The sequence below is a fragment of the Brevibacillus agri genome, from assembly GCF_004117055.1.
In the GTDB taxonomy this organism is placed as follows: domain Bacteria; phylum Bacillota; class Bacilli; order Brevibacillales; family Brevibacillaceae; genus Brevibacillus; species Brevibacillus agri.
This window is the reverse complement of the sequence record NZ_CP026363.1, coordinates 5,232,994-5,251,177: the sequence shown is the minus strand read 5'-3', so window position 1 is coordinate 5,251,177 and position 18,184 is coordinate 5,232,994. Positions and strand designations below refer to the sequence as shown.

Annotated in this window: 19 protein-coding genes and 1 pseudogene; 13 read left to right on the top strand and 7 right to left on the bottom strand. The window is 54.3% G+C overall.

Annotated features, from left to right (window positions below):
• The first annotated feature begins 2 nt into the window (after positions 1-2).
• From BA6348_RS25740 to BA6348_RS25685, 12 genes are all read left to right on the top strand, one after another.
• Positions 3-1,391: a TadA family conjugal transfer-associated ATPase gene (locus BA6348_RS25740; RefSeq protein WP_005826720.1), complete on the top strand. Its 1,389-nt coding sequence runs from the start codon at positions 3-5 to the stop codon at positions 1,389-1,391.
• Positions 1,369-2,295: a type II secretion system F family protein gene (locus BA6348_RS25735; RefSeq protein ID WP_122953200.1), complete on the top strand. Its 927-nt coding sequence runs from the start codon at positions 1,369-1,371 to the stop codon at positions 2,293-2,295. The genes BA6348_RS25740 and BA6348_RS25735 overlap by 23 nt, the downstream gene beginning before the upstream one ends.
• 4 nt (positions 2,296-2,299) lie before the next feature.
• Positions 2,300-3,235 carry a type II secretion system F family protein gene (locus tag BA6348_RS25730; RefSeq protein ID WP_007787113.1) on the top strand — a complete coding sequence of 312 codons (936 nt, stop codon included), beginning with the start codon at positions 2,300-2,302 and terminating at the stop codon, positions 3,233-3,235.
• A gap of 99 nt (positions 3,236-3,334) precedes the next feature.
• Complete coding sequence (locus tag BA6348_RS25725; RefSeq protein ID WP_005826725.1) at positions 3,335-3,559, top strand: hypothetical protein; 225 nt, start codon at positions 3,335-3,337, stop codon at positions 3,557-3,559.
• A gap of 121 nt (positions 3,560-3,680) precedes the next feature.
• Positions 3,681-5,087, top strand: a complete 1,407-nt coding sequence (locus BA6348_RS25720; protein WP_122953201.1) for a VWA domain-containing protein — start codon at positions 3,681-3,683, stop codon at positions 5,085-5,087.
• Positions 5,088-5,137: 50 nt separating this feature from the next.
• Positions 5,138-6,172 (top strand): hypothetical protein, encoded by a 1,035-nt coding sequence (locus tag BA6348_RS25715; protein WP_005826728.1) that lies wholly within the window; start codon positions 5,138-5,140, stop codon positions 6,170-6,172.
• Positions 6,173-6,226: 54 nt separating this feature from the next.
• On the top strand, positions 6,227-6,946 hold the full coding sequence (locus BA6348_RS25710; RefSeq protein ID WP_005826730.1) for a hypothetical protein: 720 nt from the start codon (positions 6,227-6,229) through the stop codon (positions 6,944-6,946).
• Positions 6,943-7,143, top strand: a complete 201-nt coding sequence (locus tag BA6348_RS25705) for a hypothetical protein (protein WP_005826732.1) — start codon at positions 6,943-6,945, stop codon at positions 7,141-7,143. Before BA6348_RS25710 ends, BA6348_RS25705 begins: the two co-directional genes overlap by 4 nt.
• Positions 7,144-7,183: 40 nt before the next feature.
• Entirely contained in the window at positions 7,184-7,384 is a 201-nt protein-coding gene (locus BA6348_RS25700) for a hypothetical protein (RefSeq protein ID WP_005826733.1), read from the top strand.
• The gene (locus BA6348_RS25695) at positions 7,371-7,862 is read left to right on the top strand and encodes a TadE/TadG family type IV pilus assembly protein (protein WP_007787123.1); all 492 of its coding nucleotides are present in this window, start codon (positions 7,371-7,373) and stop codon (positions 7,860-7,862) included. The genes BA6348_RS25700 and BA6348_RS25695 overlap by 14 nt, the downstream gene beginning before the upstream one ends.
• Complete coding sequence (locus BA6348_RS25690) at positions 7,863-8,534, top strand: TadE/TadG family type IV pilus assembly protein (RefSeq protein ID WP_005826737.1); 672 nt, start codon at positions 7,863-7,865, stop codon at positions 8,532-8,534. It abuts the gene before it with no gap.
• A 70-nt stretch (positions 8,535-8,604) separates the two neighbouring features.
• The gene (locus BA6348_RS25685) at positions 8,605-9,918 is read left to right on the top strand and encodes a VWA domain-containing protein (RefSeq protein WP_026558328.1); all 1,314 of its coding nucleotides are present in this window, start codon (positions 8,605-8,607) and stop codon (positions 9,916-9,918) included.
• Positions 9,919-10,166: 248 nt separating this feature from the next.
• Here the strand turns inward: BA6348_RS25685 and BA6348_RS25680 are convergent, their stop codons facing one another.
• Both BA6348_RS25680 and BA6348_RS25675 read right to left on the bottom strand, forming a co-directional pair.
• The gene (locus BA6348_RS25680; RefSeq protein WP_007787131.1) at positions 10,167-11,417 is read right to left on the bottom strand and encodes a helix-turn-helix domain-containing protein; all 1,251 of its coding nucleotides are present in this window, start codon (positions 11,415-11,417) and stop codon (positions 10,167-10,169) included.
• Between the two features lie 274 nt (positions 11,418-11,691).
• Entirely contained in the window at positions 11,692-12,285 is a 594-nt protein-coding gene (locus tag BA6348_RS25675) for a hypothetical protein (RefSeq protein ID WP_005826742.1), read from the bottom strand.
• Positions 12,286-12,499: 214 nt separating this feature from the next.
• On the opposite strand from BA6348_RS25675, the gene BA6348_RS25670 reads away from it, so the two are divergent.
• Positions 12,500-13,291: a DUF169 domain-containing protein gene (locus BA6348_RS25670; protein ID WP_005826744.1), complete on the top strand. Its 792-nt coding sequence runs from the start codon at positions 12,500-12,502 to the stop codon at positions 13,289-13,291.
• On the opposite strand, the gene BA6348_RS25665 is transcribed toward BA6348_RS25670, so the two are convergent.
• From BA6348_RS25665 to BA6348_RS25645, 5 genes and pseudogenes are all read right to left on the bottom strand, one after another.
• Positions 13,288-13,809 carry a DinB family protein gene (locus tag BA6348_RS25665; protein ID WP_122953202.1) on the bottom strand — a complete coding sequence of 174 codons (522 nt, stop codon included), beginning with the start codon at positions 13,807-13,809 and terminating at the stop codon, positions 13,288-13,290. The two genes, BA6348_RS25670 and BA6348_RS25665, sit on opposite strands and share 4 nt — an antisense overlap.
• 65 nt (positions 13,810-13,874) lie before the next feature.
• Positions 13,875-14,822: pseudogene (locus tag BA6348_RS25660) on the bottom strand (helix-turn-helix transcriptional regulator).
• 168 nt (positions 14,823-14,990) lie between these two features.
• Positions 14,991-15,449, bottom strand: a complete 459-nt coding sequence (locus tag BA6348_RS25655; RefSeq protein WP_026558325.1) for an AraC family transcriptional regulator — start codon at positions 15,447-15,449, stop codon at positions 14,991-14,993.
• A gap of 206 nt (positions 15,450-15,655) precedes the next feature.
• Complete coding sequence (locus BA6348_RS25650) at positions 15,656-16,771, bottom strand: aminopeptidase (RefSeq protein WP_122953203.1); 1,116 nt, start codon at positions 16,769-16,771, stop codon at positions 15,656-15,658.
• 84 nt (positions 16,772-16,855) lie between these two features.
• Positions 16,856-18,055 (bottom strand): iron-containing alcohol dehydrogenase, encoded by a 1,200-nt coding sequence (locus BA6348_RS25645; protein WP_007787141.1) that lies wholly within the window; start codon positions 18,053-18,055, stop codon positions 16,856-16,858.
• Between the last annotated feature and the right edge of the window lie 129 nt (positions 18,056-18,184).

The window sequence follows — 18,184 nt, the reverse complement described above, 5'->3', positions numbered from 1 at the left end:
AGATGGCTTTATTCAAGCGCAAGCAAGAGCAGAAGACAGCAGAAGACGAGTCGCCACGAGCGACGCTGGCAGCGACACTTGCGGCTCCCGCCTTCAACCCGTACATTGACGAGCTGGCAGAGCATTACAAGACGCGGCTTTTGCGGGAAACCAATCTGGAGAGGCTGACCAGCCTTGGCTCGCAGGAAATGCGGGTGGCGATTGAGCGGCTCGTGTCGCAGTACATGTCGGAAGAAAAAGTAGTGATCCCGCGCAGCGAAAAAGAATTGCTGCTGACTCGCCTGATTAACGAATCGGTGGGGCTGGGGCCGCTGGAGCCGCTGCTTGCGGACCCGGAGATTACGGAAATTTCGATCAACGGGCACAACCTCGTCTACATCGAAAAGCGCGGGCGGCTGGAGCTGACCGATCTGAAATTTCGCGACGAGGAGCATTTGCGGCACATCGTCGACCGGATCGTGGCGCCGCTCGGCAGGCGGATTGATGAGAGCTCGCCGATGGTCGACGCCCGCCTGAAGGACGGGAGCCGGGTGAATGCGGTCATCCCGCCGATCAGTTTGAACGGAACATTGGTGTCGATCCGCAAATTCCGCAAAGAGCCGTATTTAATGGAGGATTTGCAACAATTCGGCTCGTTTGACGAGGCGATGTCGCGCTACATCCAGGCAGTCGTGGAAGCGAAAATGAACGTCCTGATCTCCGGCGGGACCGGGAGCGGGAAAACGACGCTGCTCAACGCGGCCGCGCGAGCGATTCCCCACTACGAACGGATCATCACGATTGAGGACTCGGCGGAGTTGAAGCTGACCCATCCGAACTGCGTCGGGCTTGAGGCGCGCCCGCCGAACATGGAGGGAAAAGGCGAAATTACGATTCGCCAGCTTGTGCGCAACTCGCTGCGGATGCGGCCTGACCGGATCATCGTCGGGGAGGTGCGTGGCGCGGAGGCATTCGACATGCTGCAAGCGATGAACACGGGCCACGAAGGCTCGCTCACCACCGTTCACGCCAACTCGCCACTGGACGCTTTCAACCGGCTGGAAGGGATGGTCGTCATGGCGGGGATGGATTTGCCCTCTGCCATCGTCCGCGAGTACATCGTCAGTGCGCTCGACATCATCGTGCAGGTCATGCGGCTGTCGGACGGGACGCGCAAAATCGTCTCGATCTCCGAGGTGGCGAAGTCGGAGGACAAACGGGTAGAGGTGCAGGAAATTTTCCGCTTTCACCGGACCGGAATCGGCAGCAATGGCGAAGTACTCGGATATTTTACGCCGACCGGAATCATCCCGCGCAGCCTGGAGCGGCTCAAAGTATTCGGAATTGATCTGGACGAATCAATGTTTACGGCGAAGGGAGGGAGCAGACGTGAGCCTAGCTATTCTGTTTAGTCTGGCGGTGCTGTTCGGAATTTGGGGCATGTACGAATACCTCGGATACCGCTCGAAGAAAAACGAGTGGAAAAAGAAAGCGGAAGACTGGTACGAGGTAAAGACTCAGCGCAAAAGCTTCATCGTCGTCTGGGGCGACTGCTTCGACCAGAAGCCGTACGCTCAGGAGATCGGCAAAAAGCTGAAAAAAGCCAACATTCCGCTGACCCCTTCCGAATTTTTCGCGGGCATGTTCGTCGGCACGATGGGGCTTGGGTTTTTCCTGCACAGTGTAGTGGCGATTCCGGCTCCCTACAACTTCATGGCGGGCGGAGCTTCGATGTATGTCATCCAGAAAGCCGTCTTTTTTGCCCGGCGCCACAAATATTTGGAGAGATTGAACGATCAGCTCTCGGAGGTGTGCCGCCTGCTTGCCAACTCGTTGCGCGCAGGGCTGACGCTGACCCAGGGGATCGCGATTGTGGCCAAAGAGCTGAATGCTCCAGCCGGAGAAGAGTTCAAGCGGATGTCGCGGGAGCTGGCGCTTGGCGTCAGTTTTGACCGGGCGCTGCTGGAGATGGAAAAACGGATTCCGACGCGCGATTTCCGCATTTTCGCGGCGACGCTGCTCATCCAGCGCAGGGCAGGGGGCAACCTGAGCGAAGTGCTGCAGGAGATGGCCGAGACGATGGAGGAGCGCCGCCTCGTCTCGCAGGAAATCAAGACGATGACTGCCGAGCAGCGCTACGTCTCGTATCTTGTCCCGATCATGCCCGTCGCCCTGGTGCTGATGATGAACATGATTAACAAAGGCTTTATCGATCCGCTGTTTACGCCGATGGGGCTGGTGCTGCTCGGACTGTTTTTGATCGGAACGCTTTTGTCCTACATCCTGGTAAAAAAAGTGACCAACATAAAGGTGTGAAACGATGGATGCACTAATCATCACCTGCCTGTTTCTGTTTTTATTGTTCTTTGCCATATTTTTAAAGGAATGGTATTTGTTTTCTGTGCAAAAACGCACGCTGATCGAGCATATGTACGAAGTGACGGGTCATCGGACGTACGATGTGCGCAAGCCGGAAACCGCCTCGGAACGACTGGTCAAGCGGCTGCTGCGCTACGGGGATGACTATGCGGTCCTGGGCCAGCGCTTCAATTTTTTCAGCGAATCGCACGAAGTGGAGGACTGGCTGCTCAAGGCGGGCCGCCCGCTCGATCTGACGGTAGCCCGCTTTCAAGGGGTAAAAATCGTGCTGACGCTGCTCGGCATCATCGTCGGGGCGCTGCTGTTCGTCCTGGGCTTTCCCTTCGCCCAGTTCGGGCTGATTCTGTGGCCGCTGGCCGGCTATTTTTTGCCGATCCTCTGGCTGAAGAAAAAGGCGAGCGAGCGCCAGCAGCAAATTCGCTACGATCTGCCCGAATTTCTCGACACCGTCAGCGTGACGCTACAGGCCGGGGTCAGCCTCGATCATGCCCTGCGCGAAGTCATTCGCTTTTTCAGCGGACCGATCCAGGAAGAGTTCTCGCGCTTCAACCAGGAGATCGACCTCGGCGTGCCGCGGGAAAAAGCGTATGAGCAACTGCTGCGGCGCAACGACAACCCGGAATTTCAACTGTTGATTAAAGCGCTGATTCAAGGGATGCGCCTGGGAGTGCCGATCTCGGTGACGTTCAAGGTGCAGGCGGACAACATGCGGCGAATGCGCAAAGAGCTGGTCAAGGAAAAGGCCGCGAAAGCCTCGCCAAAAGTGACGCTGATTACCACGCTCGTCGTCGCTCCGACCGCCATGCTGATGATCGGCGGCCTGATGGTGCTGAACATTTTGGAAAATGCCAAGACGTTTACCGGAATTTTTAAATGAATGATGGATCGGATGCCTGTAAGGGAGGTGATGCAGGCAGAGGCGTCCGGGAGTCATTTTTGTACCTATTAAATACATTCCCGTTTGGAGGAAAAAACGATGATGACAACAATGATGCAAAAACTGTTTGTAAAAGCAAGCTTTTCCCTGCGCAACCAAAAAGGCGCGCAATCAATCGAATGGATCGCACTGGCTGCGGTCGTTTTGGCGGTGCTTGGCGCTGTCGCAACCTTTTTCAGCAAAGACGAGAATGTGGGTAACGCCGTTTCCAACACGCTGTCGGAAGTCATTGGGCACATTGGTGACAAGATCACAGGTGACTAATGCCAACATGTTGATGCCAGTGCCGACGGTTAGTGGTGAAAGCTGGTTTTCACCACTAACTTCCCCGTTCTTCTGCCAGGCGAACACCAAAGCAGCTCTGATATGACGGAGGTACATACAGATGAAAGCTATCAAGGTACTGATTGCAGCCCTTGGGCTGATGGTCGTCTTGCATGGTTGCTCCAGCGACGAGCCGCCGAGCACGCAGGAGCCGACTGCGCCAGCGGAAGCGCCCAACGAGCAGGTCGAACAGCCGGCCAATCAGGAGCAGAAGCCGTCGCGGGAGGAGCAGATCGCTGCCCTGAAGGCGCTGCTTCCTGACGGGGCCACGAAAATTCCGGAGACGGCCGCCGAGATTGCCAGCTTTCCCATCGGGCGCTATGCCGGAACGAACTATTCCGAGCATGAACAAGAGCTTCAGACGTTTCTGAACGATTTGCCCGCGATTGAAAACCCCGATCAGGAAGTAATCGACCTGTACTACTTGGCGCTGCTCGGGCTGTTCGCCGAGGATTATCCTGACCCGGAACGGCTGATAGAAGACATCAAGATGGCTTCGTTTGGAAGTCCCGACATCGACGATCCGCGCTTTCAGTTCAAGGAGCAGTACAACGTGGAGATCATTCTCGACGCGAGCGGCAGCATGGCTGGGCAAATGGACGGCAAAACGAAAATGGATGCGGCCAAGGAAGCGATCAAAGCGTTTGCAGAGGCGTTGCCCAAAGAGGCGAATGTCGCCCTCCGCGTTTACGGGAACAAAGGGAGCGGTAAAGAGTCCGACAAGGCGCTTTCCTGCAGCAGCAGCGAGCTGGTGTACGAGTTGCAAAAATACGACGCCGGAAAGCTTGCCGCAAGTCTGAACCAATTTCAGCCGACAGGCTGGACTCCGATAGCCTATTCCTTGCAGGAGGCAGAAAAAGACTTGAGCCAGCTTGCTGGGGACAAGAACACAAACCTGATTTTTCTCGTCAGCGACGGAATCGAGACGTGCGGTGGCGATCCGGTGGCAGCAGCCAAACAGTTGGCTGACTCCAACATTACACCTATCTTGAATGTCATCGGTTTTGACGTGGATGGAGAGGGGCAAAAGCAGCTTAAGGCAGTCGCAGAAGCAGCGCGCGGCCGCTATGTGTCTATTCGCGACAAAAAAGGGCTGCAAGATGAATTTTTCAAAGCAAAAGAAATTGCTCTCGAATGGCACAATTGGAAGAGCAAAGAGTCCAGTAAAGCGCACTCCCGGAAAGTCAAGCAGCTCCTAAACAATACGCAATACAAGCTGAAGTGGAATTTTTTGGCCGACGATGAAAAGCGAAACATCGACTGGATGATTCGTCAGATCAAAAGGGATAAACGTTTCCCGCAGCAGCTTGCCGAAGAGTTGGGCCGCCTGCAGGATGAGCATAAACGAAACGTGGATAAGCGGGCGGACGAACTGGAAGATTTGCTCGATTCCCTGGCCAAAAAATCTTACAAGGAAACCATTGAAGCCATTTCTGAGCAGTACGGCACCAAGGCAGGCGGTAACTAGCGCCGCCGATCGGCGGTTTGCCAGGGACTAATGAAATCGGGGTGAATGCTGTGAATCGTCATGTAAGACGCACGAACTGGGCAGCGATCGTGGCCCTGTTCATTCTGGTGATGAATCTCTTCCCCTTTGCAGCTTTTGTGCATGCAGAATCTTTGGCGCCTGGGGACGTGCGTCCAGGCGCAGTCCAGCCGGGAGAGATCGGGCCGGGAAATATTTCGCCAAATGACATACAGCCCGGTAGTTTTCAGTGGGAAATAGGAGAGATTTCGCCCGGCGAGATCCAGCCGGGGAGTCTGGATACAGGAAACACACGACCTGGCAATGTGCAGCCTGGCAACGTCACGCCGGGCAATGTGAACCCGGGAGCTTTCCAGCCGGGAAGCGTCAATCCCGGTGATACCCAACCGGGGAACGTCAATCCGGGAGATACCCGTCCGGGCAGCTTGACTCCTGGAAATACGCAGCCAGGCAGCGTCACACCGGGCAGCTTTTCCGGCAAAGGCGATTCCAAAGCATACGACTATGTCAACTGGTCGATCAACAGCGTGTTCGGCGGCAGCCTCGGCATGGCGGCTGATCTCGCGGAAGGAAATGTAGACCCGGCTACTTTTGCCAACATGCGCAGCCTGTTCCTCGTCGAGTTGGGCGTCAAGGCAATCGACATCCATCTCAAGGACACTTCCTTCGACTGGGTGAGCGGCTTGCCTGTCGACGGCTTCGACGCTGCTTCCGCCTGGATGAATTTCAAGTTCATCAAAGACACGGCAAGCGGCCTGCAAGTGACAGGGCTGGTCAAAGGCTTGAACGTCGCAACGGCGGGGATCAGTCTCGTGTTTGACAGCATCGACACCTTCACGAACTTCCAGGATGCGTTTGATTCAAGCAACAGCCAGGATGAACGCATCGACTATGCTATCGACGGAACAGGCAGTTTCGGCAGCACGCTCATGGATGCCGGCGTCATCGCCGCGATGATTCCCGGAGGACAGACGGTCGCTGTCGTGCTTGTCTCGGTCGGCGGCGTTCTGTGGGTAGGCAGCAAGCTGGCGAAATGGGGCCGCAAGCTGTTCAAACTGTTTGCCTAGCGCCTGACGCTGGCTGTGACTGGTCGCCAAAACGTTAGATGGGAATGAGTCAGAGTGAAGCATCCGATCAAAGAAAGCTTCCTGTTTTACACGCGCAACATCGAGTCCATGCTGCTCTTGTCAGCAGTCGTCGTTCTGCCTTTTTTGCTCATTCACAATTTTACCGTCAACTATATCCACTTTATCGCTGCCTTGACAGGCGGGCAGGTGGTGTCAGCCTTTTTCAACATGTTTTTGCTGCTCGTGTTTTTGTCGGTCGTTCAGCTTCCGTTTGCCCAGTATGTGCAAAGCGAGCTTGCGGGAGAGGAGCGGCCGATTCGCCAGGCACTGCGCACGTTTTTGGATCAAAGCTTTGCCGTGTTTGTCTTCGGGATCGTCTACGTGCTTGCAGTGTCGTTTGGCATGCTGCTGTTTGTGGTGCCAGGGGTGGTCATCCTCGTGCTGTTTTACTTGACCCCGTACTTGACTGTCATCAAAAAACAGCCGGTGCAGCAGTGCTGGAAAAAGGCGTTTGCGCTGGGGAAAAAGCACTTTTTCTCCATCCTTGGCGTGATTCTGCTGATTAGCGCCATCGAGTGGGCCATCAGCGTGATCGGGCTGTTTACGGTCACGTACATTACGACCAGCTTTGGCGCAGTTTTCTTTACGCAATTGCTCTTGAATGTCATTTTCTTTCCGCTCATGGCGGTGATGCTGACGATGTACACGCACAAATGGATGAGCGAGTCAGCGAACGCGGAGAGCGTGGATACTGGGAGGAGGGACACGGCTTGACGACAAAAGAAGCGAAGAGGCAGCGGTTTTGGAACGGGATCGCGATTGTTTTGTACGGCGTGCTCCTGCCGCTCTGCTGCCTGCTCATGATAGTGGGGGAGACGATTCCTTATCCGTTGCTGCTTTTCTGGTTTGCGCTGCCCTATATTGAACAGTCTGGCATGGAGTACGCACGCCGCAAAGAAGTGAAGCGGTAAAGCTTGGCGCCAAGCGAAAAAGCATGGAGGGGGAAATGACATGTCCAAGCAGGAGAAAAACTGGCAGCGTTTTTGGAATTTCATGCTGCTTTACTTTTACGCCTTGATTGTGCCTGCGACGATCATCGGCGCCATTTACCGGGGAGATTTTCCGATCCAGCTAGTCATTTTGGCGATCGGGCTGCCGTTCATGAAAAAAAATCATCTGGCTTTTCTCCGGAAGAAACATGCGTCTGTTTAACCGTACGCCCAGGCAGTGGGTGATGCCGGGCGCAAGACAGGGGCGCGCCGACGCGAGGGACGCAGGGAAGCTGGCGCGTGCGCTGTCTGATGAAAAAGGCTCGGTCACGATTGAGTTTCTCGGGATTTTGCCGCTGCTTTTTCTCATCATGCTCGTATGCTGGCAATTTTTGATCGGCGTGTACGGGGTAATCGCTGCACAATCGGCTGCCAATGAGGCGGCAAAAGTATTCGCCATTACGGGGAGCGAGTCCAGTGCGCTCGCTGCGGCGGAAAAAGTGCTCGCCGGAGCGGGCGGCGGTATCGGCTTCAATAAAGGGGAGTCGTACATCGAGTCGACAAGTGACGGGTATTTCAAGGTCATGATCGGCGCGAACCTGGAAATCGCCTTTTTGCCGGATATTTTGACGCGGAACATGGATGAAGCAGACAAGACGATTTCGTTTCAGCGCGAGATTACGAGCAGGGTGGTTCACTAGATGAGAGACTGGCTTGCGTTTTTGCGGAATGAACGAGGGAATGTCACGATTTTTACGCTTACGATCTTCATGCTCATCATGCTCGTCCTGTTCATGGCGCTGTTTAACCTCTCGACTGTTTTCGTCGTCAAGGAGCAGGCGTCAGACAGTGCGCAGCAAGCGGCGTTGGCGGCGGTCAAGCCGATCTACGACGAGATGGAAAAGGCGCTTGCTCGCTACGATCAATCTCCTATGCGCTTGAAGGACGAGGCTTACATCAAGCCGTTCGTGGATCAGGCGGAGGCTTCCATCCGCGCGAGCCATCCGGACTGGGCCAGGAGCGAGGTGCGGTACGAAGCGATTGACCAGGTGCTCTCAAGCTGGCTGCCGGCAAACGTGGAGCTGCTGTTCTACGTGCAGACAGGTTTGGCACAAGCGGCTCCGAAGCTGCGGGATGTCGTCGTCACGATACTGGAGGCCAATCACGCCACAGTGCCCGGCTCGCAAATTGTCGTCACCGCGGATGAGCGCATCCAGGTGCAGACCTCTGTCCGCTTCCGCTCCACTACATTTGACTTTTCCTTCATGCCTGACCCAAAGCACGAGGAGGAAGTGTACCAGACGGGATCGAGCAGACAGATTGGCTTTCTCCATGCGGCAGGGGGCCTTTTTCTCAGTTCCATCACGCTGTAAAAGCAAAAACGGTTCATCTCGTCATATCCGATGATGCAGAACATACACACGACAAGGAGGCTATGACCGAATGCACGGTACGTACAGGCGAATGCTTGGCCTGGTAAACAGCTTGATGATAGCCCTGCTGCTGTGCGGCTGCACCCTTGGCGCATCTGGAGCAGGGCCGCGAGTAGGCGAGGTGAAATGGCCGCAAAGCACGCAGGAGTTGATCGCGGAGCAGCCCGGGCAGTTGGCGGGTACGCATTTTTACCTCGCCCAACACCCGCATCGGCCTGCCATCTCGGCTATTCTCGACAAAATGCCTACCGTGGTGGACGGGATGGACGAGGCGTATTTGCAACTGTACTGGAATCAGTTGCTCGGTTTGTTCTCCGAGGACTACCTCAGTCCGCAGATGGTTGTGGATCGCTGGAAAATGGCTTCGTTCGGAAGCCCGGACATCGGGGATGCGCGGTTTCAGTTTCGGGAGCATTTTAACGTCGAAATCATTTTGGACGCGAGCGGCAGCATGGCTGGCAAAATGGGAGACAAAACCAAAATGCAACTGGCCAAGGAAGCGATCAAGGAATTTGCCGAATCACTCCCGGAGGAAGCAAACATTTCGCTGCGCGTCTATGGACATAAAGGGAGCAATGCCGATGGGGACAGACAGCTCTCCTGCTCCAGCAGCGATCTGGTCTATCCGCTGCAATCGTACGAGCCGAAGCGGCTGGATCAGGCGCTTGCGCTGTTTGAGCCGACTGGCTGGACGTCGATCGCCCATTCTCTCAAGCTTGCCCAGCAAGATTTGGCCGCGTTTTCGGCAGATAAAAACACGAACGTCATCTACCTGGTCAGCGATGGCATCGAGACTTGCGGCGGCGATCCGGTGGCCGTAGCCAAAGATCTGTCCCAGTCGCAAATCATGCCGCTCTTAAACGTGATCGGCTTTGACGTGAACGCCGAAGGGCAGAAGCAACTGAAGGCGATTGCCCAGGCATCGGAAGGCTTGTATGCCAACGTGACGAACCGCGAGCAATTCAAAAGAGAGCTGGAGCGGGCAAAAGAAATCGCCCAGAAGTGGGAGCAGTGGAAGCGGGACGCCCTGACGGAAGTAGGCGCGGTGCTGATCGACCGCCGCAAGTGGATCGACGCCTACAACCGGGACTGGTACGACAAAAGCTGGCGGGAGAGCCTGAACCTCGGGACTGCAATCGAGTATTTGGCGGCAAGCGGCAAGATCGGCCATCAGGCCAAGGAGTATTTTACGAAGCAAAGACAGGCCAGGGAAGCGTTAGCCGCGCAATCGAAAGAGGAGCTTACCGATTACTTGGTGAACCTCACCAACAAGACGTATCAGGAAATGAAAGAAGAAATCGAGGAAAAATACAGTGGGAGCTAGTGGAAAAGTCCCGTTGCCTGAGTAAAGTGTCCTCTTTGGAATGGACATTTTTTCGCTTGTAATATTGAGAAATAAAAAGGAGAAGGAATTTTCTTCCCTCTCCTTTCACGACATTTTACCAATCAGGTTCAACTCGATAAGGCTCCGACTTCGGATCACACGCTTCCGATACTACAGGCGAGGAAAAGAACACCACAAGAGCAAAAACCACTAGTAGCTTCTGCATTAAACTCTCCTCCTTCTATATGTTACAAAATATTATCACATATGTTTTCGATTAACTCCATGTGTTCAAAGGTTAAATTTTTATTGTTGGTTCGATGATGGCGCAGGAAAAGTCGGATGCCTTCGATGACCTCTGTCGTTATGCCTATGTGCTTGTAATACTTGATACTTTCGATCAGGCTATGAAAACCCTGATCATATTTCTCCATGGAGATTAGGCACAGCGCCTTGCGTCTGTAGTATTGGGCCAGTGTCTTAATTCGGTACGGATGCTGCGGCATCTTCTCTGGCAGAAACTGATCCTCCGTTTCGAGCAAGAGCATGAGATCGTCTGTCTTTCCGGCCTGCAAATACGATTCCATGAGGTCAACGACGATGGAGATACGCCCTTCTCTGTCAGTCTCGTTTAAACAGACGTTGAACAAACTGATTGCGTCCTCATGCTGCCCTTTTTTCGCAAGCAAAGTAGCGCGAAAATGATTCTTTCGGAAATCAGCATATTTGCTGTTTTCGTACTCTTTTAGGTAGATGTCAGCAATATGGAAGTCTCCAAAATAAATACACGAGTTAAACAAGGAGATATATGCAGATGCTTTAGGTCTGCTATCTGACCGATCCTCTCGTAAACCGAGCCTGCATAAATCGATACTTTCGTCGTGTAAGTCGAGTATGTTGGCGTGAACACCCATTTTATAATAGTAGTCGATTCGATCTTCAACATAGAGATGCTCGACATAGAGAAGCAGTTCCTTCCCACGTCGATATGTTTCCTCGAAACGAGCGAAGTCGTCACGCTCAATCAAATACCTTTCATACAAGGCGTTTGCCAGATATGAGGGTATTCCCCTGCTTCTTGTGAAATTAATAATCGTATCCCACAAAATGCGTTTTATTCGTTTGTTCTCCGTATCCCTGGCAGTACGGTCGATATGATCTAACGCTCTAAATGTATCGACCTTGGGTGACTCTAAATAATGCGTAGCAACTTTGGAGACAAGAGCTTCCCATCCTTCGGTGATAACCTCTGCGAGAATGAGCTCTAATGTTCTAGGATGATGAGTAGTGTCTACAAATGCGTTAATGATGACGCTAGGTGCTATATCGATTGCCTCCGCTATCTTTCTCCAAGTGGCATAGCTGGGACGCTTGGTTTCTCCTGTTTCAATTAGCGATATGGTACTTTTACTGACTCCCGACATTTCCGAAAGGTCTGCTAGTGTTAGATTGCGTCGACTACGATGACTGCTAATTAGTGCACCTAGTGAAAGCGACACCTCACTGAGTCTCCCTTCTTCCAAAAAATGTATTTTATTTCACTTTACCATAAAAATCCGGTTGGGTATATATTTCTCCCGGAAATCCAAAAACTTTTGCTTTTTTCGTTTATACATTGTTCAATGTAAGACTATTGTAACGTTAATGAAACAAGCTGGCTCCAGGTGGGTACCGTCACCAGCTTGTTGCCCAGGGTTTACTATGTCCGTTAAATAGGGTCTTGGCCAGAGACGCTGTGTCTGGCACTACATGAGAGGCGGTCGGTCGAGTCTATCAGTCATAGGTGAAAGTGACGACCTGCTTCAACGCAGTGTCTACGCCAATCGCGATGGAGTTGTGGCCGTCTGAATAGTAAAAGTAGCGCTTGAGGTCATTGTCCGTCGGCTCTGACGTCCGAATGAGCTGAAAGTTTGCCGTTGCCAGCAAGTTTTGCGAGCGAACGAAGTCGGCTGCGGCTTTTTCCAGCTCCGCTTCGGCGATTGTTTTCGTCGCTTTTTCGCCGTCCTTGCCGATCACGTCAATCGAGAGCGAGAGAAGCTGCTTCGTCTTTGGCTCGATAATCGCGTGGTAGCCGGAAATATCGCCGCTTTTCGGCTCGCCGCGAAGCAGGGCGTGAACGGGCACTCCTTTGTAGATCGGCTCGCCAGTGGCGGCATCAATCAGCTTGGCAGGGTCTTCGAGCGTAATCTCCCGGTCGGCGGTATCTACGGAAACGTGGTAATATTGACGGACAGCGGCCGCAGCGATTTGCGCCGCTTCTTCTTTTCCCAGCCCCTGCACCTGTTCGGGCGTGCTGGGCTTGGAACAGCCTATGATAAACAACGCCAGGATCGTCGTCGCGAGTAAAAATGTTGCCAGTTTTTTCATCGGTCAAGCCTCCGTGCCTGTTGCGTAATCTTTTTTTATCCTAACAGGAATCGGGATGGAGAGATATTGATTTTCCTTTCCACTACCTTACGAAGTTGTAAGCTTGCAAAGAAATAGGGCGGACAGACAGGACATAGGTATAGAAAAGACGAAAAATTCTGTGTACGGATATTTTTGCGCGAGGCGAGTTTGTTTATTCGAGGAGGAGAGCGCTATGAGTACGAGTACGATTACCGCCCTGGAGCTGAACGAGGCTATTCAGACGTATGTGCGGACGGAAACGTTTCCCGTGGGCGTTTCGATCATGCGCGAGGAAGCGGCATTGCCGTCAAAGGCAAAGCGGCCGCAGCGGGACTTGGGGTATCCGATCACGATTTGCCAGGCGGTCGGCTTTTCGCGGCGTTATGGCTGGAGTATTGCCATGAACGGGGCAGACCTGTCCTGTCCGATCGCGCAGGTGGCGTTCGGCTACGAGGAACAGCCTGCGTACTACACCGAGGGCCATCTCGCCTGCGGGATGTACACGGATTCGCTGGAGACGGGAGCGAAAAGCGAGGCGGATGTCCCGAAATTTTCGGCGGAGGAAAGCGGCTACTACGTGTCGTACCCGTTGGAGCGGGCGCAGGTCGAGCCGGATGTGGTCGTCATTTACGGAAACGCGGCACAGGTGATGCGGCTGGTGGCGGGGATGCTCTACAAGCGCGGCGGCTCGATTCCTTCCACTTTTTCCAGCCGGGCGGACTGTGCGGATATCGCGATCAAGCCGATCCAGACCGGACAGCCGCAAGTGATCGTCCCCTGTTACGGGGATCGGCTGTTTGCCCAGACGCAGGACCACGAGATGGCGTTCAGCTTTCATTTTCGCGACGCAGCCGAGCTGGTGGAGGGATTGGCCGCCACGCAAAAAGGCGGGATACGCTATCCGATCCCGTCCTTCCTGCGCTATCAGGCAGAGTTTCCGCCGACCTACCAGAAGCTCGCTGGCCTGTTCGGGGAAAAAAGCTAGCCTTTCAGCCTGTTCAATTGGTGCAGATGGTGGCGATAGTGCATCTCGACTAGCGCAAACCATTCTTTGGCAGCGAGCGGGCCGAAGCCAGGGTGCTCGACTTTGTGGTGGGCCGGGATATCGTCCACCGTCGGCGCCAGCGCGTGCATGCGCTCAAGCACAGCCTGCATGCCGTTGACCAGTTGTTCCTTGCTCGCAGGCTGGGCAGGTGTGTATTCGGGCGAGGCAGGAATTTTGATGCGAATCGGCGGCAGAGAGCCTTGGGCAAAAATTCCTTTCCCGATCTCCCCCATCTCGGAACCCGGCATGTTAACTTCCGGACCGCCTGCCTGGCATTTTTCGATGTTGGGGATTTGCATGTGCAAGGCCGTCTGGATCAGGTGCACGTACATTTGCCCCAACGACCACTCGTCCTCGCTCGGCTTTTTGTGCAGTTGCTCCATGCTGAATGCTTCCAGCTCTTGCAAGTAATGAGCAGTTACCTTTTCCAGATTGCGTACGATTTCGACTGGATTCATGAAAAAATCAGCTCCTCTTCATTTGCTTAGCCCTAGCATACAAAAACGCTACTGACAGCAGTATGTCAGTAGCGTTTGAGCATTTTTTCCGCTTCCTCGCGAATTTTTTGGCGCAGCGATTCCGGTTCCAGAACAAAGGCATTGGCCCCGAGTCCCAGTACCCAGGACGATATTTCCTCAAGCTGCCGGACGCGCAGCGTGACCAGCACGCCGTCCGGATGATCGGCCATTTCTTCTATATAAAAGGACTTTGCTTCCAGCACCTGATCGGCTATCGCTGGCGGGATGAGCAAGCGGACTTCGAGTGTGCGGTCATCGGGAGGCTTGTAATCGTCAAACGAAAAGTGCTCCGGCAGGTCAAAGCTGTCTGCGAGCATGGTCAGCCCGCCCATCCGGGACAGGCGGAACCTGCGAATGTCCTGACGCAGATCGCAAAAGGCAAGCAAAGTCCACACGCCCCGCACCAACACAAGCCCGTAGGGAGCCACGTCGCGCACGCTCTCGCGGTTTCCGTCCGCTTCCGGGATGGTTTTGCGATAGCGAAAGCGGACCTTGCGGCGATGCAGGATGGCTTCGTGGAGCAGTTAGGCGTATTGTTTTTCCTGTTCGCGCTGGTTGGCTTCTCCGATGTCGAGCAGGCGAAAGGTCGAGCGAATTCGCTCTACTTCCCGGATAAATTCCGGTGACAGAATCGCTTCGACTTTGCGCTCGACGCCGCGGGCGCTGTGACCGTAATTTTTGCCAAACGCCTGCTCGACCAGGTCTGCGCCAATCAGCAGCGCGACGGCTTCTTCGACCGTAAAGCGAACGGGCGGCAGAAAAAAGCCTTCCATCAGCGAGTAGCCTTGCCCGGGCGAGCCGACGACGGGGACCCCAGCTTCGCTCAGCGCCTGCATATCGTGGTAAATGGTCCGCACACTCGTTTCGAATGTCGCGGCCAAATCTTCCGCTCGCAAGGTGCGCTTGCGCTGAAGCTCCAGCACAATGGCCAGCAGGCGGTCTGATTTGTTCATGGATAGCCCCCATTTCCCCAAAACGTGTCTTATCCTTATTGTATTTTTTGCGTCAAGCGAGAAAAAGCTGGAGATGAACTTTCTGCCGGCCGGTCGTCACGCCGCGCCATGTCGTGTCATGCCGGCAACGTTATCCCGCAAGTATTGCCATGCCGCCAGACTGGTCTATCACACCTTAACAGGCACACATATTTCGCAATAAGGATTGGTCGTGAGATCGCCCGTATATTTTTCCAGAATGGGTTTATCGTCCATCGTGTAGCCGTTGCTGTGGAGAGCAGGAAAAATTTCTGTATACGCCCGCTGGATGTCCTCTGCTGTATGCTTCACTTCGAAAACGAGGTAATTCCCGCCGGCAAGCTCGCCTTCGCGGATAGCTGAATCGGCAGCGTCCAACTGGGCATTTTCGGAGAGCACGATGCAAGCATCAAAGCGGCAGCGCTCAGGTGCGGTTGTCTGTGGGTTGTCTTGTGGAATGGCAAACAGGATAGCCGAATCCAGAAGCTGGTTCTTCCTCGCCCATTTTTTAAGCTCCTCCATTACTTCCACATTGGCAGGACCGTATGGACCGACTCGCCGCATATACGCAATGCGATAAGGGGGGAACGTTTCGAGTTTGCATTTCATAAAAAGTCGCTTCCTTTCTTCGTAGATTTGGTTGCCGTATTGAATGTAGCATGTTATAAAAAATTTTGCATAAATTTTTAGGGATTTTTTGTAAATTTTAAAATAATGATTTTTCAATAGATATGAGCATGAAAAAATGGATAGGGTTTCAGATGCTCTCTGAAGCCTATCCATTCTTCGTGCCAGACGTGCTATACGGTATGGCCCTACACCAGATTTTCCGGGTTCAAGCCTTCCAGCTCCGGCAGGACGAAGCGGCCGTCTTTGCGGATGAGCACGTCGTCGAACCAGATTTCGCCGCCGCCGTATTCAGGGCGCTGGATTTGTACCAGATCCCAGTGGACAGAGGAACGGTTTCCGTTGTCTGCTACTGTGTAGGCGTTGCCAGGCGTGAAGTGGAAGCTGCCTGCGATCTTCTCGTCGAACAGGATGTCGAGCATCGGGTGGAGAATGTGCGGATTGAAGCCGATTGCAAACTCCCCAATGTAGCGAGCGCCTTCATCCGTGTCGAGAATGTCATTCAGCGCTTTGGTGTTGGAGCTGGTCGCTTCCACGATTTTTCCTTGCTTGAAGGTGAACTGGACATCGGTAAAGGAAATGCCGTGGTAGTTGGAAGCCGCGTTGTAGTAGATGGTGCCCTCTACAGAGTCGCGGACAGGCGCTGTGTACACTTCGCCGTCCGGAATGTTGCGTTTGCCGTCGCATTTGACCGCGTTGATGCCTTTGATGGAAAAGCGCAGGTCTGTTTTCGGTCCGACGATGCGGACGCGGTCGGTGCGCTCCATCAGCTCTTTCAGCGGAGTCATGGCCTGGGACATTTTCGCGTAGTCCAGGTTGCACACGGAGAAATAGAAGTCCTCGAAGCCTTCCAGGCTCATGTTGGACAGTTGCGCCATCGATTTGTTCGGGTAGCGCAGAACGACCCAGCGCTTGTTTGGCACGCGTTCGTTTGTATGCACAGGCTGGTACAGGATGCGGGAATAAATGCCCATCTTGTCTTCCGGAACGTCGGCGAACTCGTTGATGTTCTCGTAAGCGCGGATCGCGATGTACGCGTCCATGTCTTTCATCCGCTCGTATTCGTACTTCGCCATTAAGGCCATGTGTTCTTCACTGGTGCCCTGGTAGAGCGCGCGCAAAACTTCCTGGTCTTTCAGCGTCACGAGCGGCAGAGCGCCGACCGCAAACGATTCGCGGACGAGTGCGCGTACAAGCTCGGGTTGCAGGCCAGTGTTTTCGATCAGGACCTTTTCCCCTTTTTGCAGGTTGAGAGAGTAGCGGACGAGACGGCTGGCCAGTTCGTTGATACGTGGATCTGCCATATGTACGACCTCCATATAGTAAAAAAATTTTTATTAATCGTATTATCGCACAGGAAAGAGCGGGCTTGCCAGTATGTTCGACGTTTACAAGCACGCTCGATAGATGGCGATGACGTCATCTGCGTTCAGCTTTTTGGCGCTGGCCAGGTAGCCTGCGCCGCGTCCGCCGATGGTGACGGCTTCTTCGGCCATTTTCGGCAAGGCGTCCTCGGTCACGCCGAAGTCGGAGAGTCGTTCGGTGATGCCCATGCTTTCGTACCAGCGTGAAACAGCGGCGATAGTCGCGCGCGCTGCAGCGCCTTCGTCTTCCGCGGTGACGCCGAAGCAGTGACGGCCCATGCGCGCCAGCCGTTCCGGGCGAAGCGGCAAAATAACCTGCTCGAAGTAAGGGATGGACAAAATCGCCAGGCCGCGACCGTGGGCCATGTCGTATATTCCGCTCAGCGGGTGCTCGATGCCGTGCAGAGGCATGCCTGCGCCGCGTCCGGCGTTTGCGAACGGACTGATGCCCAGCGTGCTCGCCCATAGCAGAGTGGAGCGGGCTTCCTCGTGATCCGGCTCATGAATGGCTGTGAGGGAATGCTCGGCGACAAGCCGGATGAGCGTTTCGGTAATCCCGTCCTGCACGTTTGTTTTGTCCGCGCTGATGAGATAGGTTTCAAACAGATGGGAAAAAATATCTGCGCAAGCTTCCGCTGTGACGCGCGCAGGAACCGTAAAGGTGATGGACGGGTCGAGAATGGCGATTTTCGGGAAGAGAGCCGGGCCGTTGATGGAAGATTTTTCGTGCGTCTCCCAATGGGTCAGGACGCTGATGTTGTTCGCTTCCGATCCGGTAGCGGCTACTGTCGGAACCGTCAGGAGAGGGAGCGCCTCCTGCACAGGTACCAGCCATTTGCCTGTGCCGCTCGGATTGCCGCGCATGTAGTCGTAGATCGGACGGCCGGAAAGCGCTGCGGCTGCAATCGCTTTGGCAGCATCCATGACCGAGCCGCCGCCGAGCGCCAGCACGAAGTCGCACTGTTCTTTCCGGGCGAGCGCTGCCCCGGCATCGACGGTAGCCGTGCGCGGATTCGGTTCGATTTTGTCAAAGAGAGCAAAGGCTACTTGCGCTTCTTGCAAAAGCGTAATCGCGCGGTCGAGAAGCCCCGTGCGCTTGGCTGCGCTGCCACCCGTGACGAGAAGCGCCTTGTTGCCGAGAGTTTTCGCTGCCTGGCCCAAACGCGCAAGTTCGCCCATGCCGAAGTAGATATGGGTAGGAAAAGATACTTCAAAGGGAAACATCTGATATTCCTTCTTTCACGTGTAGGTTGTACCAAAAACAGTGTAACACAAAGACGGCAAAAGGGTCTTCCGGCAGCGGGAAAACGGGGGACAGGCTGCGGAAAAAAGCATGAGCGGCTCTTCCAGCGA

What these genes read in the sequence shown, in the direction of transcription:
- BA6348_RS25740 (WP_005826720.1), top strand. Translation starts at nt 3, where the DNA reads ATGGCTTTATTCAAGCGCAAGCAAGAGCAGAAGACAGCAGAAGACGAG.
- BA6348_RS25730 (WP_007787113.1), top strand. Translation starts at nt 2,300, where the DNA reads ATGGATGCACTAATCATCACCTGCCTGTTTCTGTTTTTATTGTTCTTT.
- BA6348_RS25725 (WP_005826725.1), top strand. Translation starts at nt 3,335, where the DNA reads ATGATGACAACAATGATGCAAAAACTGTTTGTAAAAGCAAGCTTTTCC.
- BA6348_RS25720 (WP_122953201.1), top strand. Translation starts at nt 3,681, where the DNA reads ATGAAAGCTATCAAGGTACTGATTGCAGCCCTTGGGCTGATGGTCGTC.
- BA6348_RS25700 (WP_005826733.1), top strand. Translation starts at nt 7,184, where the DNA reads ATGTCCAAGCAGGAGAAAAACTGGCAGCGTTTTTGGAATTTCATGCTG.
- BA6348_RS25695 (WP_007787123.1), top strand. Translation starts at nt 7,371, where the DNA reads ATGCGTCTGTTTAACCGTACGCCCAGGCAGTGGGTGATGCCGGGCGCA.
- BA6348_RS25690 (WP_005826737.1), top strand. Translation starts at nt 7,863, where the DNA reads ATGAGAGACTGGCTTGCGTTTTTGCGGAATGAACGAGGGAATGTCACG.
- BA6348_RS25685 (WP_026558328.1), top strand. Translation starts at nt 8,605, where the DNA reads ATGCACGGTACGTACAGGCGAATGCTTGGCCTGGTAAACAGCTTGATG.
- BA6348_RS25675 (WP_005826742.1), bottom strand. Translation starts at nt 12,285, where the DNA reads ATGAAAAAACTGGCAACATTTTTACTCGCGACGACGATCCTGGCGTTG.
- BA6348_RS25670 (WP_005826744.1), top strand. Translation starts at nt 12,500, where the DNA reads ATGAGTACGAGTACGATTACCGCCCTGGAGCTGAACGAGGCTATTCAG.
- BA6348_RS25665 (WP_122953202.1), bottom strand. Translation starts at nt 13,809, where the DNA reads ATGAATCCAGTCGAAATCGTACGCAATCTGGAAAAGGTAACTGCTCAT.
- BA6348_RS25655 (WP_026558325.1), bottom strand. Translation starts at nt 15,449, where the DNA reads ATGAAATGCAAACTCGAAACGTTCCCCCCTTATCGCATTGCGTATATG.
- BA6348_RS25650 (WP_122953203.1), bottom strand. Translation starts at nt 16,771, where the DNA reads ATGGCAGATCCACGTATCAACGAACTGGCCAGCCGTCTCGTCCGCTAC.
- BA6348_RS25645 (WP_007787141.1), bottom strand. Translation starts at nt 18,055, where the DNA reads ATGTTTCCCTTTGAAGTATCTTTTCCTACCCATATCTACTTCGGCATG.